Below are 18,439 nucleotides of genomic sequence, written 5' to 3'. Positions count from 1 at the left end.
GGGGGATTATTTATCTGCTATATCAAAATGCCCTTCACCTTGTGGTATTTGTGCAATTATTCTATCAGCAAGTCTAGAGAATGGAAGTGATTGTAAATATACAGTTCCTTTTCCTTCTAAAGTAGTTAAGAAAATTCCTTCTCCACCAAATAACATTGATTTGATACCTGAGCTAACTTCAACTCTATAATCTAAACCTTCTGTAAAAGCAACTAAACTTCCAGTATCAACTATTAGTTTTTCACCATTTAGCTCTTTTTTTACAACTGTTCCACCTGCATGAATAAAAGCTTTACCATCTCCACTAAGTGATTGTAAAATAAAACCTTCTCCACCAAAGAACCCAGTAGTAAGTCTTTTATTAAACTCTAAATCTAGTTTTGTTCCTCTAGCAGCACATAAAAAAGAGTCTTTTTGACAAATTAGTTTTCCAGTTTGTTTTAAATCAACTGCCATGATTTTTCCAGGGAAAGGAGAAGCAAAAGCAACTTTTTGTTTTTTATCAACAGTATTTGTAAAGTGAGTCATAAATAAAGACTCTCTTGTAAGAAGTCTTTTCCCCATTCCCCATACTTTTCCAAAGAAGCCTTCATTTAGGCTACTTCCATCACCTGCTTTAGTTTCAAACTTTATATTTGCATCCATCCAAGACATTATTCCTGCTTCTGCAATTACAGTTTCATCTTTATCAAGTTCTATCTCTACAACTTGCATAGAATCACCTAATATTTCATAATCAATTTCATGTGAAGTCATCTTTTTCCTTTTTATTAAAGCTAAATTACATTTTGCAATATATATTATGGTCAATATAATATTTATATATAATAAAATAAAAAAGTGAAAAGATGGCAGAACAACTAAAAAATGTCTATACAAAAGAGTATATAGGAAACTTAACAAATAAAATAGAAGAGTATTATTTTTCTTTTGATAAAGAAAAATTCTGCAAAGAAATCTTTGATTCCTCATGGCAAAGTTTAGAATTAAAACAAAGAATGAGACATATAGCAATAGTTTTAAACAACAATATAAAACTAGAGTATAAAAAGCAATTAGAGGTTTTAAAGCTTGTGTCTAAATATTTTTACTCTTTTGAAGCGATGTTTTTTCAAGATTTTGTAGAGGTTTATGGTTTAGATGATTATGAGAACTCTATAAAAGCCTTAGAAGTTTTTACCATTGAATCTTCTTCTGAGTTTGCAATTAGGCAATTTATTTTAAAAGAAGAAGATAAAACAATGGCTCAATTAAAACTTTGGACGAAATCTGAAAATGAACATTTAAGAAGACTTGCAAGTGAAGGGTGTAGACCAAGGCTTCCTTGGGCAGTTGCTTTACCAAAGTTTAAAAAGGACCCTAAAAAAGTATTAGAGATAATTGAACTTCTAAAAAATGATAAATCAAAGTATGTACAAAAAAGTGTTGCAAACAATCTAAATGATATCTCAAAGGATAATCCAAAACTTGTAATAGAGTTTATAAAATCAAATCTTGGAAAAACAAAAGAGTTAGATTGGATTTGTAAACATGCAGCTAGAACCTTACTTAAAAAAGCAAATAAAGAGATACTTGTTTTATTTGGTTATGAAAAAAGTAAACATGTAAAAATCAATAATTTTATTTGTAAAGATAGTCTTCTTTTAGGAGAAGAGTTGCTTTTTTCTTTTGACTTAATAAGTGAAAATGAGCCTTTAGGTAAACTAAGAGTAGAGTACTGTATCTCTTATTTGAAAGCAAATGGTTTGTATTCTAATAAGGTATTTATAATAAACCAAAATGAAATAAAAACATTGAAAAAGAGCTTTTTTAAAAAACAGAGTTTTAAAAACATGACTACAAGGAAACACTATAAAGGAAAACATAAAATTTCTATTTTAGTTAATTCTTTGATATTATTAGAACATAATTTTGTCTTAAAGTAAGCATTTAAGTAAAATAATGTAATTTAAATGTAACTACTTTCATTTTCTAATAATAGTTTTATTTACTATAAGTTAGTATAAGTTGTAATAGAAAGGTAATATAATGAAAAATTTATTCAAAACCTTTTTTTTCTTTCTTATTCTTTTATTCCCACATACTTATTTACTGGCTAAAAAAACACAAATTACCCTTCAACTTTCATGGTTGCATCAGTTTGAATATGCAGGGTATTATGCTGCAAAAGAGAAAGGCTATTATGATAATATAGGTCTTGATGTAATTATAAAAGAGATGAATTACCTTAGAAAAGATTCTGTTATTGATGATGTATTAGCTGGAAAAATTAATTTTGCTATCTCTTACTCTAGTATTATTGAGAGGTATTTAAATGGTGATGATTTAGTATTTATTGCAAACTTTTTAAAGCATTCACCTTTAGTTTTAGTTAGTCAAGAAGGAATTAGGCTTCCAAGTGATATTCGTGGAAAAAGGTTCATGGGTGGAAGTGATGCTTTAAAAAATACAGCCTTTCATCTAATGTTAAAGCAGTTTGGTATTTCAAAAGATGATTTTATAGATGTTCCTCAAACTTTTAGTATAAATGATTTTATAGATAAAAAAGTTGATGTAACTTCAATTTTTCTTACTAACCAAGTATATAAACTAAATAAAGCAGGTGCCAAATATAATATTATAAATCCAGAAAATTATGGTGCAGAGTTTTATACAAACAATTTATTTACTTCAAAAGCTCAATATTTAAAATATCCAAATATAGTAAAAGCTTTTAAACAAGCTACTATAAAAGGTTGGAAATATGCTTTAGAAAATAAAGAAGAGCTTGTTGATATTATTTTAAAAAAATATAATTCTCAAAATAAGACAAAAGAAGAACTTCTTTTTGAAGCAAACCAAATAGAAAATCTTGTATTAGAATCTGTGTATCCTCTTGGCAGTATAAATTTAAATAGAGTAATAAGAATTGCGGATACTTATATTCAAATGGGGATTGTAAAAAAACACTCAAGAAAAAATAAGTTAAAAGAGTTTGTTTTAGAACCAGTAACAAATAATCCAATACTTACAAAGGCTCAAAAAAAATATCTAGAAAAGAAAAAAGAGTTAACTTTATGTATCGACCCAAATTGGATGCCTTTTGAAGAGATTGATAAAAAAGGAAGGCATATAGGTTTAAGTAGCGAGTACTTTGATATATTTAGAAAAGAGCTTGGTTTTCCTATTACTTTAGTTAAAACAGAAAGCTGGACTCAAACTTTGGATTATCTAATAACAAGAAGATGTGATATCTTATCTTTAGGAATGAAAACCAAAGATAGAGAAGAGTATTTAAACTTTTCTGCTCCTGTTATTTCAACACCTTTAGTATTGGCAACAAAACCTGATATTCCTTTTATTGATAATATTAGTAATCTAGAAGGAAGAAAAATAGGGATTGTAAAAGATTATAGTTTTGAGAAGACTTTAAAAAGAAAATATCCTTTTTTAGATTTTGTTAGTGTAAAAAGTGTTGATGATGGTTTATTAAAGGTTATAAATGAAGAGTTGTTTGGTTTTGTTGGGGCTTTACCAATAGCGGCATATAAGTTTCAAGAGTCTTATTTAGGACAATTAAAAATAGCTGCAAAATTTGATGAAAAATTAGTCTTAAGTATGGGATTTAGAAATGATGAACCTGAGTTAAGTAAGATTTTTTCAAGTTTATTATCTCAAATAACACCAAAAACTAAAGACTATATTTATAATAAATATGTAGCTATTTCATATGAAAGTAGAAAAGATTATAGCTTAGTTTGGTATAGTGTATTCTTTTTCATAACTATTATTGCTATTTTTATTTATTGGAATAGAAAGTTAAGACTACAAAAAGAGCAGACAGAAAAACTATTGTATGAGTTAAAATTTACTGAAAAACTTTTAGAAGAAAAAAATGAAAAGCTAGAAAAACTTTATATCACTGATAAGCTAACAAATATCTATAATAGACAAAAATTAGATACTGAGTTAGAAAAAGAGATTTACAGAAGTACTAGAACAGGATACAAGTTTTCTCTTATTTTAGTTGATATTGACCATTTTAAAGAAGTAAATGATGAATATGGTCATCAAATTGGAGATAGTGTACTAATAGGGTTTGCTAAAATTTTAGGAAGAGGTTTAAGAAGAATGGATATTTTAGGAAGGTGGGGAGGAGAAGAGTTTTTAATTATTTGTCCTCATACTGATGAAAAAGGTATTCAAGTTAAAGCGGAATATATAAGAAAGACAATAGAAAAAGAAATTTTCCCTTATATTGGTAAAAAAACTGCAAGTCTAGGAGTCACTACCTTTAAGCATGCAGATACAGAAGAGACTATTTTAAACAGAGCAGATAAGGCTTTATATGAAGCCAAAAATCAGGGTAGAAATAAAAGCGTATTTTTGATATAGTTCATCAAAAAGAGACTATATGACTCCTGCAATTAATTTTCTTAAAAAAAATAAATGTGAATTTACTATACATAAATATGACCATGATCCTTTATGCGAAAACTATGGTTTAGAAGTTGTAGAAAAACTAAGCTTAGACGCAAATCAAGTATTTAAAACTCTTGTTGTGGAGCTAAATCCAAAAGAGTTAGCTATTGGTATTATTCCAGTTAGTTCTAAAATGTCTTTAAAAAGTATAGCTAAAGCATTGGGATCAAAAAATGCAATTATGGCAAATAAAGATGAAGCTCAAAAAGTAACTGGATATTTACTTGGTGGTATTTCTCCTTTTGGACAAAAAAAGAGATTAAGAACAGTATTAGATGAAAGTGCATTAAACTTCGAAAAAATATATGTAAGTGGAGGAAAAAGAGGTATTGATATAGAAGTAAAAGTAAAAGATATTGAAAAGTTACTAAAACTTAAAATTATGGATATCTGTATTAAATAGTTATACTTTTTTAACAAAATCTTAATTTTTAAAGAGTAGTATTATAGATAATAACAAAAAAAAGGATATTTTATGGCTACTACTTCCTCAGATATGAATGCAATATGCTCTCAACTTTTAACACCAAATGATTTAGAAATTTCAAATGAACTTTTTGAAAAAGTTATGAAAACTGCCGTTGTAACCCAAATAGAAGATGTAAAGGGTTCAAGTAGTATTAAGATATATTCTAAAAAGCAAATATTCTTATCAGAGATAACACCTATTTTACATGATATAGGTTTTGTTATTATTGATGAGGTTACTTATAATATTCAAAATAGTAAAGATATGGTTTTTGTTTCTCGTTTTAATTTAAAAATAAAAGATAAAACTGAAGAGAAAAAAATAAAAAATGCTAAGGATAATTTAGAAACTATAATAACTACTTGCTTAAAAGATAGTTCAATGGTCCATTCAAAGGTTTTTTCACTGGTTTACAATGAAAACTTTAACCTACGAAATATAATGTTAGTACGAGCATTTATCGAATATGTAGATCAAGCAGTTTTAACTATAAACTCAGCAACAGTATTACATACGTTAATTACTCATCATAAAATCACAGATCACTTTGTAAGCTATTTTTGTACAAAGTTTGACCCAAAGGTTACAAAAAGAGAAGATAAACTAGTTAAGCTAGAAGAGATTATAACAGAGGATATTAAGCAAATTCCTCAAATTACTGATGACAGAATTCTAAAGCTTACATTCTCTTTTTTACAATCACTTTTAAGAACAAACTTCTATTTAAATAAAGAGACAATCTCTTTTAAAATAGATGGAAAGAAGTTTGGTGAAAACTTAAAAGGTTTACAACCAAACTTTGAAAACTTTGTTTATCATCCTGACTTCTATGGAGTTCATTTAAGAATGAGTAAGATTTCAAGGGGTGGTTTAAGGTGGTCTGATAGACATGAAGACTATAGACAAGAGGTAAAATCTTTAATGATTACTCAAGAGGGTAAAAACTCTATTATTATTCCTGATGGTTCTAAAGGTGGATTTGTAATAAACAAAGATGCAAGTGAAGTTACAAAAGAGTATTTTAAAGAAATATATTCAATGTATATTAACTCAAATCTTGATTTAGTAGATAATATGGTTGATGGGAAAGTTGTTACTAATCCTGAAATTATAAATTACGATGGGGAAGACCCATACTTTGTAGTTGCTGCAGATAAAGGAACAGCAGCAATGAGTGATGTAGCAAATGAAATAGCTATAAAAAGAGGATATTGGTTAGGCGATGCTTTTGCTAGTGGTGGGAGTAATGGATATGGACATAAAGATTTAGGTATTACAGCTCGTGGGGCTATTATGTCAACAAAAAGATTTTTCATTGAAAAAGGAATTGATATTTACAAAGATGAGGTATCTGTTGTAGGTATTGGTTCTATGAGTGGAGATGTTTTTGGAAATGGTTTAATAGAATCCGATAAATTCAAACTTCTAGCAGCAATTTCTCATAAAGATATATTTATTGACCCTAATCCTGATATGGCAGTTGCATATAAAGAGAGAAAAAGACTATTTGAGTCTAAAAGTGGAGGTTGGAAAAACTATAACACTAAACTAATCTCTTCAGGTGGTGGAATCTTTAATCGACATGATAAAGAAATAGAGTTAAGTCCTGAGATTAAAAAGCTAGTGGGAACTAATAAAAAAATAGTAAGTGGCGAGGAACTTTGTAGAATGCTACTTACAATGGAAGTAGATTTACTATTTAATGGTGGAGTTGGAACATATGTTAAAGCAAGTGATGAAAACTCTATTGATATTGGTGATAAACAAAATGAAGCGGTAAGGGTTGATGCATCTGAAATTAGAGCTAAAGTTGTCTCAGAAGGTGGAAATTTAGGGTTTACTCAAAAAGCTAGAATAGAGTATGCCTTAGCTGGAGGAAAAATAAATATTGATGGTATTGATAACGCAGGAGGAGTTGATACTTCAGACCATGAAGTAAACTTAAAAATTCTTCTAAATACAATTAGTGTAACAGACAATATCTGTAAAGAAGAGACACAAAGTACATTAAATTCTATGACTGAGCAAGTTGTAAACTTAGTATTACAAAGTACATATAATCAAGCTTTAGCAATCTCTATTGATGAGAGATTCTCAAGAAGATATCAAAATGACTTTTTAAAAGTTATTGAAGTATTAGAGCAAAATGTAGAAGCCTTTGATAGAAGGTCTTTTTTTATTCCAAAGAGTGAAAATATACATGAAGTAGTAGATATTGATGGTTCTATTGTAAGACCTGTTATTTGTTCATTATTTTCATATTCAAAAATCTTTGTTAAGAAAATATTACTAGAATCATCTCTTGTAGATGAGCAGTTTGCTTTAAAATATCTATATAGATACTTCCCTAAATCTTTTGTGAGTGCATATGAATATGAAGTGTTAGCTCACCCTTTAAAAAGAGAAATAATTGCTACTAAAATGGCAGATGTGATTTTAAATTCACAAGGATGTACTTTTGTTAGTGATTATTTAAAATTAGGGCATGAAAGATTTTTATTAAAAATTAAGTCATACTTAATAGCAAAACAGCTATTTGGAGCAAGGGATATTAGAGAAAAAATATACTCTCAAGACTATATTATGGATGTAGAGTGTCAATATAAATTAATAGGTAAATTAGAATATACTCTATACGCAAGTACAAAGTGGATGGTTAAATATCTTAAAAAAAATCAACTTGATGCAACTTATATTTTAGATCATAAAGAAGAGTTATTCTCTTTACTAGAACAAGTTCATCAACAAAAACCAGAAAACTTTATTGAAGGTGATATTGTATTTAATCAGTTCTTTACTGTGATTGATTATTTAAGATTTGCAATTCCTGCAATTACTATTAAATCTTCAACTAGTCATTCATTTAAAGATGTTGTTACACTATTTTATCTATTAGTACATGAGTTCAATATTTTACATATTATTATTGCATTAAATAAAGTTAAGATAACAACTAGAAACGATATGGTTCTTAGAAATCAAGTTTTACAGTTTATTGATTTTATTGTAGTTGATTATACAAAGAAAATATTAGAGTTCCAAAGAGTAAATGAAGAGCCAGAAGTTGCCTTCTCAAACTATATAAATAATGAAAAAGATATCTTTTATAAAGTAAGAGATAATCTTGACACATTTATGACAAAAGAGAACAAAGATATTAAAGAAATAGCAGTGACTGTTAACCAAATGATGGTATCATTATTATAAATATAACTTAATTTATATTATAAGTTTAACTTATGACTATAGTTTTAAGTTAACTTGATATATATTAAGAAAAAAAGGAGTTGTCATGAAAAGTAATATGGATGATGAATTATCTTTAGATAAAATTGATGATTATAATAATAAAGAATCAAAACAAAAAAGAAATACAGTAAGACTAGTAGTTGTATTTTGTCTATTAGTAGGTGCTTTCTTTGCTTACTTAAAATATAATAGTGTACCTGATGATTATGTTGGGACTAAGGAAGCCCCTGGAATAGATGTAAGTAAAAAATAAAATTTTTGTGAAACCCTAGAATAGATTGTTAAAATAAATTAGAGTATAATATTTTAATAAATCTTTTAGGGTATTCATGAATATTAAGAAGTTTAACTTTTGTAAGTTTTCTACTTTACTATCAATAGTATTATTATCATATATTTCTATTACTACTTATATTGAGTTTTTTAGCTCAGATGGCTTTGCTTCAAAAGAGATGTTTAAAATAAAGATTGTCTCTTTAGCTATTATTTTTATCACATTAGCACTTATCTTTACTTTCTTTAAAATATACAAAAATAAATATATTGAAAAAGAGATTATCGAACGAACAAATGAAATTATAAATGAAAATGAGAAATTAAAAATTCACTCTCATATTGACCCTTTAACACAATGTTTAAACAAAAAATATTTTATGGAAAGATTTAATGAAGAGGTTAAAAGAGCAATAAGAGACAAACAATGTCTATCTTTGATAGTTATAAATATTGATGAGTTCAAAGCTTTCAATGATATTTATGGACGAAATGAAGGTGATGAGTGTTTAAAACTTATTGCAAATATTTTAGTAAATCATAGTAATAGACCAAGTGATTTAGTTGCAAGATTTAAAAATGATGAGTTTTATATTTTACTTCCAAATACAAAAGAGCCAAAACTAATCGCAAATAAGTGTTTAGAGTCAGTTAGAAGTTTAAATATTCCCCATGATAACTCTATTGCTTCAAATGTTTTAACTATTAGTGCAGGGGTTAATACTTTAATGCCTCTTCATCCAGACCAAAAAGATGAGTTGTTATTAAAAGCAAGACATGCTCTATCTCAAGCTAAAAAGTCGGGAAGAAACAGAGTAGTATAAGTTACTACTCTTCGTCGTGTGTGTTCATCATCCAAATTGAGAAGATGTCAATATAGTTCCAAAAAGATTGTTTAAGTTCTTCATCTAAATCAAGCCCATTTAAAACCATAATATAAGATTCTAACCAGATTCTTCTAGCTTCTTGAGTAATAGCAAATGGCATATGTCTTGCAACCATTCTTGGAGCACCTCTACTCATATCAAAATATCTAGGACCTCCACAAATTTGAATGAAGAAATCAGCAGAGTGCTTTTTAGCCATCTCAAAACCTTCATCTGTAGGAGGGAATAATCCTCTAATATTACTTTGTCTTAATAAATCATAGTGGTCAGAAACCATTTTTCTCATGCCTTCTTCACCTAAAGCTTCTAAGATTTTTGGATTTGGTAAGGCTACTTGAGGTCTTGTTCCTATTTGTGCAGGAGTTACATTATATTGCATTATTATATTCCTATTTAAAAATTTGGAAAAATATACAACATTTTATTTATAAGTTTTAGAAAGTTTTTAAATTAAATAAGGTCTTTCAACCCTATTTAATATAATTAGATTTTTTATCTTCTTTATCTAGTTCTTGTCCTATTTCTTTGTATCTATTGAAATAAAACTCTACAAAGGCTTTGATTTTTGAATCATTTGGCATAAAGTATTTAGACTCTTTTTTTGCAAAGTTTTCTAAGAATAGTGTTGCATCTTTTTTATCTAAATAATGTTTTGCTAAGTCTGTGTATGTTTTTGCATACCATTGTTTTAACTCTTCAATTTTTGACTCATTTAAATCAATACTTAGTTTGTTCTCTTCAAAGTCTAAGATACCAACTGTAAATAAGCCATCTAAATGAATTAGACCTTCACAATAGTATGGTTGTACTTCATCTACTTCCATCCAACCTATAAGTCCTACTGCTCTTTTTACAAGGTCAATTAAAACTTGCTCTTCTAACTCTTTTTCATCATCTTCACTATCTAAAAAGAATGAAATAAGTCCACCAGTTGTAGCTTTAAACTCTTCTATGTTTTTAAAGTTTCCCGTTTCATTCATAAGAGTTTCTGTTTCATCATCACACCATAAAATATGTCCATATTCATGTCCAATAGTACTTATGTCATATACTTGATGCCATTTATCAGTTTCATTGAATAAGAACTCTCTATCAAGTGTAAGTAACTCTTGTCCAAAAATCTCTTGGCTTAATTTTAAAAATGGTTTCGCACGGCTTATTTGTAAAATCTCATCAGAGAATGCAAATATCTTTTTACCTTCTTCACGTGATACTATTTCATCATTTGGTACAACTTGTGCAGAAAATAATCCATTGAATTCAGCTCCAAAAAATAGTGCAGGTCGTCCAACATATAATTGAACTTTATCAAGAGATTTTAATGAGAAATCATAAATAGCTTTGTACTCTTTAGTTTGTTCTACATTATCAAAGATTTTTGCAAAGGCTGATTTGATTTTATTTACTCTGTGGTCATTTTGGGCAAAGTGTGGATTTGTAAGTCTAATATCCCACTCTAAAGCAACTGCTTTTCTAAAGTGGTCTTCATAATACTCTAGCGGATGTCCTATTTGAACAGGAGATTTTATCTTCATCCAAGCTCTATCTACATCTGCCCATCTTTCAACCAGTAAGTGAGTTTTATTTTCAGAGAAAGCTTTGATAAGTGCTTGAATATATAAAATATAATCCCATTTTTGATTATAGATTTCATCTTCTAGTTCAATAAGTGCTTCTTCAAAATCTTCTAAGGCATCAACTACAGCTGTTGTTTGTTCTTTGAAGCTTTCAATATATGCTTTTGATTTGTATTCATCTTTTTGTTTTACTAAGGCTGAATATGATCTATCTGCTTCAATATTGTTATGTCCTAAATCAAATAGTTTGTGTTTTTTAAGGTATTCAAAAACTTTTGTTTCATCACCATCAAACATATTTAAAAGCTCTTTGTTTACACCATTTATAATATGTGCTGTCCAAGAACTTTGCCATGAAGACATTTTAAGACCAACTTTATAAACACCCTCAAAAATAGCTTGATAAAAAGGAGTTAATAAGTTATTGTGTTTGATATATTCAACTGTATTTTTATGTTTCTCATGCCAGAAATCTCTTACAAAGCAGTATGCTTTTTCTTGTAAGTTTATAACTTCCTCTTCATTTTTTCCAAGTTTTTTAAGAACTTGAACTAAAGAATCATCTCTTAAATTAACAAGTCTTGTAACAAGTGCAAGTCTAAGATTTGAATCAAGTTCTAAATCTAAAGTTTTTGCAAACTCATCAATAATAGTTAGCTTTTCATACTCTTCATTTTCTAGGTAAGTTATTAGTTTGTTTGTATTGTTTTTTTGTAAATCTAAATATTCGTAAACTTCTACTAAATCATTTAAAAATTTGTCATTATTCAAAAATTTTCCTTCATTTTATAGTAAATCATAGTCTATCAATTTTGTGCTTGTTGTTGAATAAGCTTTTGCTTTTTAATTACTTCTTTTAAGATATATGAAATAATAAGTATTACTAAAAATATTAGAGGAAGTATGATTTTTGAAGTAGGGTCTTGAACTACATAGTGTGAATATGAAGCAAAGATAAAATCAAACATAAAACCTGCATAGGCTAAATCTTTTATTTTCTCAAAAGGGAAAAATAAAGCTATAGCTCCTAGGATTTTAAAAATTCCTAATAAGTAAAAAAACTCTAAACTATAACCTAAGTGTGTAGCTGTATGAACTAAGCTTTCTGGTTGTATTATATCTATAACTCCTCCAACTAAGCCTACAAATATAGCAATTATCCCTGTAGTAAAATAATAGAAGTTTTTTAGTCTGAATAGTTTTTTCATTTGAAATCCTTTTTTATTTCTACTATTATAAATAAAGAATATTTAGAGTTTGTAAATTTTATATGAAAAGTTTATTAATAGTACTTATAAATAGACGATTAAAGTTTTTGAAGATATAATCCAATTTATATAAAAAGTAGGCATTATTTGAAAGGGTTATATGGTTTTTATGGGTTCACGTTTTAGGATTCTAAAAGGTGGTAAAATTAGTTTAATCATTACTTCACTTCTTAGCTCAACTACTTTGACTTTTGCTGCACCAAGTGGAGGAGTTGTTACTTCTGGTTCTGCAACTATTAATCAAAACGGTACTGTAACAAATATAAATCAAACATCTAACAAAGCAACAATCAATTGGCAAGATTTTTCAATTGGAAAAAATGAAACAGTTAATTTTAATCAACCAAACTCTAGTTCTATTACTCTAAATAGAGTTGTAGGAAATGAAAAGTCCATTATAAATGGTGCATTAAATGCAAATGGACAAGTTTGGATATTAAATTCAAATGGTGTTTTATTTGGTAAAAATGCAAGTATTAATACAAGTGGATTATTAGCTACAACCGCAGAGCTTTCTGATAAAGATTTTAATGCAGGAAATTATAATTTTAAAAATGCAACAGCAAATTCAATTATCAATCAAGGAACAATACAAATAGCAAACAATGGTTCTGTTATATTAGCTTCAAATGAGGTTTCAAATGAAGGAACAATTAAAGCTATTAAAGGAAGTGTTCATTTAGTTGGGGCTGATTCTTATTCAATTAATCTAAATGGAAACTCATTAGTAAATCTTAGAGTAGATAAAGGTGCACTTGATTCAATGGTTTCAAACTCTGGAACAATTATTGCTAATGGTGGAGAAATTTTCCTAACAACAAATGCAGTTGATGAGTTATTAAAAGGAGTTGTAAACAATACTGGTATTATTGAGGCAAATAGTATTGATGATATAACAGGGCATATAGAGATTTTTGCACATGGTGGAGAAGCTTTAGTTGATGGAATTATAAATGCAGAAGGTGGTTTTATTGAAACTTCTGGTAAAAAAATTAATTTTTCAGATACTCTTGCCCTTAATGCAGGTATTGGTGGTACTTGGCTTATTGATCCAAATAATATAAAAATTGTATCTGATGCAAGTGCTGAAGCAAATGTTGATTCATCAGGTGCGCCAATATATTCATCGTTAGATGACACAACAGTATTACGTGCCTCAACTATTGAAACTCAATTAAATAATGGAACTAGTGTTATTGTTGAAACAGCTGAATCTGGTACAAATTCTGAAGCTGGTGATATTTTTTTGACAACAAGCATTAATAAATCTTCAGGTGCTGATGCAAACTTAACACTAAAAGCACATAGAAATATAGTATTTGCAGATGATTATAGTACCCCAACATCATTTGGTAGTATTACAAGTACAAGTGGTAAGTTAAATGTAGTTTTATGGTCTGATAGTGATGGGAATAGTAATGGAAGTATTTGGTTGCCTGAAGGTTCAAGTATTACCTCAAATGGTGGACATATTTGGATGGGTGGTGGAGCAGGCTCTACTACTTGGAATGGATTAACTGTTGGAGATTCTTATGCTGTTGGTAGTAGTTTCTCTTCTGCGGAAGGAAATTCTATAGCAAGGGGTGTTGCTATAAATGGAAATATTTTTGCAGATGGAAATAGCTCTGGAGGAGATATTTTTATAAAAGGCTTGGCTAGTCAATCAGGTTATTATGCTCATGCTAGAGGAGTTTCTATCTCAGGTTCTGTTACAACAAACTATAATGGAAATATAAGTATAGAAGGTATAGCAAAAGGTGCTTCTGATGCTGTAGCTATTGGGGATACTTCAGGTGCTTTAACTGATGGGTCAGCTATTTTAAGAGTTAATAATGGAACTATCTTCCTAAATGGATATTCAAATCAAGGAAATACTTCAAGTGATTCTTTTTATTTAAATAATAGTTCTTATATAGAAAGTACGGGAACAGGAACATTAATAATAGATGGAAATAATGATGAAATCTCTGCTGATTCTTCTTCATATATTAAAATTGCTAACTTGTTATTACAAAATGGTTTTAGTACAACTTTAACTAATGCTAATAACGATATAGAAACATTAGCAGCTACAGGTATGACTAATTTAACTTATAGTGATTTAAATGAGCTTACAATAGGTAGCGTTGGTGCAGTTAGTGGGATAACAGCCACTGGTGATGTTATAATTTCTGCTTTGGATATTTTTGTAAATGAGACTATCTCAAATGGTTCAAATATTTTAGATTTAAATGCTTCTGGAAATATATATTATGATTTAAATGAGCCGACAAATGAAGAATCTACAAATACAGATACTACATCTACAATTTCTGAAAATACTTATTATACAATTAATGACTTACCAACTTCAGATAATATAAACACTAAGCCTATATCTTCAACTGATAAGTTATTTGATTCATCTAGTTTTGAAGAAAATACTATTGATACAGAGTCTCTTAGTTTAAATGAAGTTTTTGGTGAAAAGATAATAGAAAAAAAGATTAACTCAAAAAGCTTTGTTTCAAACTCAAATAGTTCAAATAAAAACCTTACAGAACAAAAAACAGAGACGAAGAAAGATGTTACTTCGAACAAGTCAATTGAAAATAAAGTAAATATTCAAACTAAAAAAGATTCAACACAAACTTCAAATTCAAGTCAAACTGAACAAAGTAGTGAATCAAATACTTTAAGTGAGAATTCAACTGAAAATAAAACTAAAGAAAATAGAAGTTCAAAGAGTTCTTCAAAAAATTTGAGTGAAAATGAACCTACTCAAAATAGTTATGAGTTAGATGAAGCTCAAATTGAAATTCTTGTTGATGAAAATGGAAAAATAGTTTTCAGTAAATCTGAGATTGAAGTACAAGTTAAAGATACAGGAAGATTAATCTTTTCAAGTAGTACAAAAGATGTATTAGCCACAATGGGCTTAGCAATAAAGAAAATATCTTTAAAAGGCAATAGAATTGAAATTGCAATTACAGATAAAAAAGCTAAGTCTAAATACAGTGCAACTTTAACAAATGGTAAACCTTTACCAAAATATTTAAAACTAGATACTAAAACAGGGAAGATAATTGGAGTTTTACCTAAAGATGTGAAAGAAACAAAAATTAGTATAAAAGCAATAGGTAAAGACGAAACAGTTAGAGTTTTAAATTTAAATATAAAATTAGAAAAATAACATTTAAATAAAAAGCTTTGCGAAAAAACATTATTATATCAATATATAAAAAGTAAATTTAAAAATGGAGATTAAAATATGAATAGAAAAAATTATCTAATTTTTTCAGGAATTTTAATATTATGTATTATTGGTTTTGTATATTATAAACTTCAATATTCAAAAGATATATTTGCTCAAATTGTTTCTAAAGTAGGGGAAGTTAATTTAGTTGATGAAAATGGAGAACTACTAAAAAAGATTGAAACAGGGTATAAAATAAAAACAGGAGAATTTCTTGAAACAAAAGATAACTCTTCTGCAACAATAAAATTTGTTGATAACTCAATAGCAATTATTTCAGAAAAATCATTAGTTGAGATGAAGAAGTTAAAGTATGATGAAGCTTCTAAACAATCAATTACAAATCTACTGCTTTTAAAAGGGAAGGTTGAATCTACTGTAACCAACCAAGACACTTTTGGTTCAGAATATAAAGTTATAACTCCAACACTACAACTTGCAGTTAGAGGAACTATATTTAATGTAATAGTTGAAGGTGATGAGTCAAGAGCTTTTGTAACAGAAGGGAAAATTGTAGCTTCAGATGGAAATAAATCTTTAACTTTAAATACTGGATATGGTGTAGTTGTAAATGATAAGATTAAATTAGACTCACCAATTAAACTTCTAAATAAACCAACAGTTGATTTAAATGAATTAAGTATCAAGTATTATAAAAAGTACATATCATGGAAAGAGCTTGAAAATGCAGTTAAATATCATGTTCAAATCTATGCTGCCACAAAATACAAGAGTTTGATTCATGATAAATATGTAAATGGTACAGAGCTAAGTATAGATGATTTAAAAGATGGAAAATATAAAATAAGCATACAAGCTGTTGATAAGTATGGATTAGAAGGGTTTAAAATTGAAGAAGATTTTGAGGTAAAATCTAATCCTCTTCCTCCTAAAATAAAAAGTGCAAAAATTAATGAGCAAACAAGATTGACTCTATTTAACTGGGAAAAATCACAAGAAGCTAATAAATATATCTTAGAAATATCAAGAACAAGAAGTTTTGAAAATGTATTAATTAGAGTAACTAATTTAAAATCCTCATTAGATAGTATGTCATTACCTTTACAAAAAGGAAACTATTTTATAAGAATGTCTAGTATTGATGACGCAGGGATAAGAGGACCTTATAGCCAAATGTACCCTTTTAAAGTAGAAAAAAGATGAGAAAATCAGATAGTATATATTGGAAACATCAGCTTTGGATAGTACTTCTATCTTTAGCTATTACATATGTTTTTACTTACACTGCATTATATGATGGTTTAAAAAACTATTTTAATGATACAGTTCAGTACATATCATCAGAAGAAAAGTATTTTACTGATAGTGTAGTTGTTGATGTAAATGACAGCTCATTGAAAATCTTACAAAAAGATTTTGGGCATTGGCCTTATACAAGAGATAAGTACGCATTGATAATTGAGTTTTTACAATCAATGGGTGTAAAAAATATAGTTTTTGATATTAAGTTCGTAGACCCAAGAGTCGGTGATAATATTTTTAAAAGTACAGTTAATAAATATAACAATATTTTCTTTGTAACAAGTGCTTTATATGAAGATATTCCTATTAGTGTAGATGAAAAAAATAAATTAGAACAAATGGCTTGGAGCAAAGACTCTAATATTCCTGCACTAAGATATAGTAGTCTTCTTCTTCCTCATGAAAGTGTATTTAGTACTAATACAATCTACAAGCTTGGAATAACTGCTGTTTCAGAAGATAGAGATGGTTTAATTAGATCTATTCCTTTATTGTATAGTGTTGATTCTAATATTCTTCCTTCTTTACTTCTTAGGGTTAAATCACCAAATATAGATATACCAAAACTAAATTATAATTCAAATACAAATGAACTTACAGTTAATGATAAAACATGGAATGTTGATAGAGAAAACAGAGTTAAATTGTTTTACCCTAAAAATGCAAACTCTATTATCTCTATTCCTTTTTATAAAATTACTAAGGTAGCATTAAATAAAAAATCAATTTCAAATAAAGATTTTCTAAAAGACAAAACAGTTTTTATAGGTAGTTCCGCATTTTTATCTGATAGAATAAGTACTCCAAGAGGAGCAATGTCAGGTTCTTATTTACTTGCAATTGCATATGAATCACTAAAAAACAATCTAATAGTAAAAACTGATAATAAAGTATTAAACTCTATATTATTATTGATTGCTGTTTTATTCTCTTTTTATTTAAGTAGTAGAAAAGAGATTTACAATAAAAAGGTATTTATAGTTACATCATTAACTATAGTTGCAGTTTTTTTATATGGACTTATTTCTTTAAAGTACTTTTACCTAGAAACAAATCTATTCTTTTCTTTACTTGTAATTATTTTTTCAATCATGTTTACAGTGATAAACTATCAACTATCTTTATCTAAATATAATCAAAAGCTAATTGAAGAGACTAAAAAACTTTATAATGAAGCAAATTGTGATACTTTAACTACTTTATTAAATAGACGTGGTTTTGATGAACAGTATAGAAAATATAAAGAAATCATTGCTAAAACAAACTCTTCTCAATCAGCATGCTTAGCAGTTATGGATTTAGACCATTTTAAAAGTGTAAATGACACTTATGGTCACGATATCGGAGATATAGTTTTACAAAAGTTTGGAAAACTTTTAAAAGAGCATTTAAGAGATATTGATGTTCCTGCTAGATGGGGTGGGGAAGAGTTTGTGATACTTTTACGAAATACAACAATAGATGAATCAATCATTGTCTTAAATAGAGTTAGAGAACTATGTGAGCAGATGCAAATCCAAACTCCTCAAGGACAACTAACTGTTACAATTAGTATTGGAGTAACACATATAGAAGACCTAAATGAGACAATAGATTTATATGTAAAAAAAGCTGATATTGGCTTATACCAAGCAAAACAGAGTGGTAGAAATAGAGTTTGTATTTCATAAATATTAAATAATTTAGCACTTAGAAATAAAAAGTGCTAATTTTTATTAAAACTTTAGCTTCCTTTTATAAAGTTGTGATAAAATTCT

General features: G+C 27.9%; 13 protein-coding genes. 9 read left to right on the top strand and 4 right to left on the bottom strand.

Annotated features, from left to right (window positions below):
* Positions 1 to 6: 6 nt before the first annotated feature.
* Positions 7 to 756: a TIGR00266 family protein gene (locus tag CRV02_RS01650; RefSeq protein ID WP_129088887.1), complete on the bottom strand. Its 750-nt coding sequence runs from the start codon at positions 754 to 756 to the stop codon at positions 7 to 9.
* A gap of 92 nt (positions 757 to 848) precedes the next feature.
* Between CRV02_RS01650 and CRV02_RS01645 the strand changes: the two genes are divergently transcribed.
* The 6 genes from CRV02_RS01645 to CRV02_RS01620 all read left to right on the top strand — a co-directional run bounded on the left by CRV02_RS01645 (position 849) and on the right by CRV02_RS01620 (position 9,276).
* Entirely contained in the window at positions 849 to 1,925 is a 1,077-nt protein-coding gene (locus CRV02_RS01645; protein WP_129088886.1) for a DNA alkylation repair protein, read from the top strand.
* Positions 1,926 to 2,028: 103 nt separating this feature from the next.
* Positions 2,029 to 4,374 (top strand): diguanylate cyclase, encoded by a 2,346-nt coding sequence (locus CRV02_RS01640; protein ID WP_129088885.1) that lies wholly within the window; start codon positions 2,029 to 2,031, stop codon positions 4,372 to 4,374.
* Between the two features lie 19 nt (positions 4,375 to 4,393).
* A complete protein-coding gene (gene ybaK / locus CRV02_RS01635) occupies positions 4,394 to 4,864 on the top strand; it encodes a Cys-tRNA(Pro) deacylase (protein ID WP_129088884.1) in 471 nt (156 codons plus the stop codon).
* A gap of 72 nt (positions 4,865 to 4,936) precedes the next feature.
* Positions 4,937 to 8,137, top strand: coding sequence for an NAD-glutamate dehydrogenase domain-containing protein (locus CRV02_RS01630; protein ID WP_129088883.1), 3,201 nt, complete (start codon positions 4,937 to 4,939; stop codon positions 8,135 to 8,137).
* Positions 8,138 to 8,222: 85 nt separating this feature from the next.
* On the top strand, positions 8,223 to 8,432 hold the full coding sequence (locus tag CRV02_RS01625; protein ID WP_129088882.1) for a hypothetical protein: 210 nt from the start codon (positions 8,223 to 8,225) through the stop codon (positions 8,430 to 8,432).
* Between the two features lie 76 nt (positions 8,433 to 8,508).
* Entirely contained in the window at positions 8,509 to 9,276 is a 768-nt protein-coding gene (locus CRV02_RS01620; RefSeq protein ID WP_129088881.1) for a GGDEF domain-containing protein, read from the top strand.
* 4 nt (positions 9,277 to 9,280) lie between these two features.
* On the opposite strand, the gene CRV02_RS01615 is transcribed toward CRV02_RS01620, so the two are convergent.
* The 3 genes from CRV02_RS01615 to CRV02_RS01605 all read right to left on the bottom strand — a co-directional run bounded on the left by CRV02_RS01615 (position 9,281) and on the right by CRV02_RS01605 (position 12,124).
* Positions 9,281 to 9,718 carry a globin gene (locus CRV02_RS01615; protein ID WP_129088880.1) on the bottom strand — a complete coding sequence of 146 codons (438 nt, stop codon included), beginning with the start codon at positions 9,716 to 9,718 and terminating at the stop codon, positions 9,281 to 9,283.
* A 91-nt stretch (positions 9,719 to 9,809) separates the two neighbouring features.
* Entirely contained in the window at positions 9,810 to 11,687 is a 1,878-nt protein-coding gene (gene ciaB, locus CRV02_RS01610) for an invasion protein CiaB (RefSeq protein ID WP_129088879.1), read from the bottom strand.
* A 35-nt stretch (positions 11,688 to 11,722) separates the two neighbouring features.
* A complete protein-coding gene (locus tag CRV02_RS01605; protein ID WP_129088878.1) occupies positions 11,723 to 12,124 on the bottom strand; it encodes a DoxX family protein in 402 nt (133 codons plus the stop codon).
* A gap of 169 nt (positions 12,125 to 12,293) precedes the next feature.
* Between CRV02_RS01605 and CRV02_RS01600 the strand changes: the two genes are divergently transcribed.
* The 3 genes from CRV02_RS01600 (at position 12,294) to CRV02_RS01590 (ending at position 18,352) form a co-directional block, all read left to right on the top strand.
* On the top strand, positions 12,294 to 15,356 hold the full coding sequence (locus CRV02_RS01600) for a filamentous hemagglutinin N-terminal domain-containing protein (RefSeq protein WP_164968946.1): 3,063 nt from the start codon (positions 12,294 to 12,296) through the stop codon (positions 15,354 to 15,356).
* Between the two features lie 78 nt (positions 15,357 to 15,434).
* Positions 15,435 to 16,583, top strand: coding sequence for a FecR domain-containing protein (locus CRV02_RS01595; RefSeq protein WP_129088876.1), 1,149 nt, complete (start codon positions 15,435 to 15,437; stop codon positions 16,581 to 16,583).
* Positions 16,580 to 18,352 carry a diguanylate cyclase gene (locus tag CRV02_RS01590; RefSeq protein ID WP_129088875.1) on the top strand — a complete coding sequence of 591 codons (1,773 nt, stop codon included), beginning with the start codon at positions 16,580 to 16,582 and terminating at the stop codon, positions 18,350 to 18,352. Before CRV02_RS01595 ends, CRV02_RS01590 begins: the two co-directional genes overlap by 4 nt.
* The last annotated feature ends 87 nt before the right edge of the window (positions 18,353 to 18,439 follow it).

The organism is Arcobacter sp. CECT 8989, from assembly GCF_004116715.1.
Taxonomy (GTDB): domain Bacteria; phylum Campylobacterota; class Campylobacteria; order Campylobacterales; family Arcobacteraceae; genus Halarcobacter.
Note: the sequence above shows the minus strand (reverse complement) of the source record. Positions and strands in the feature narration are given on the sequence as shown.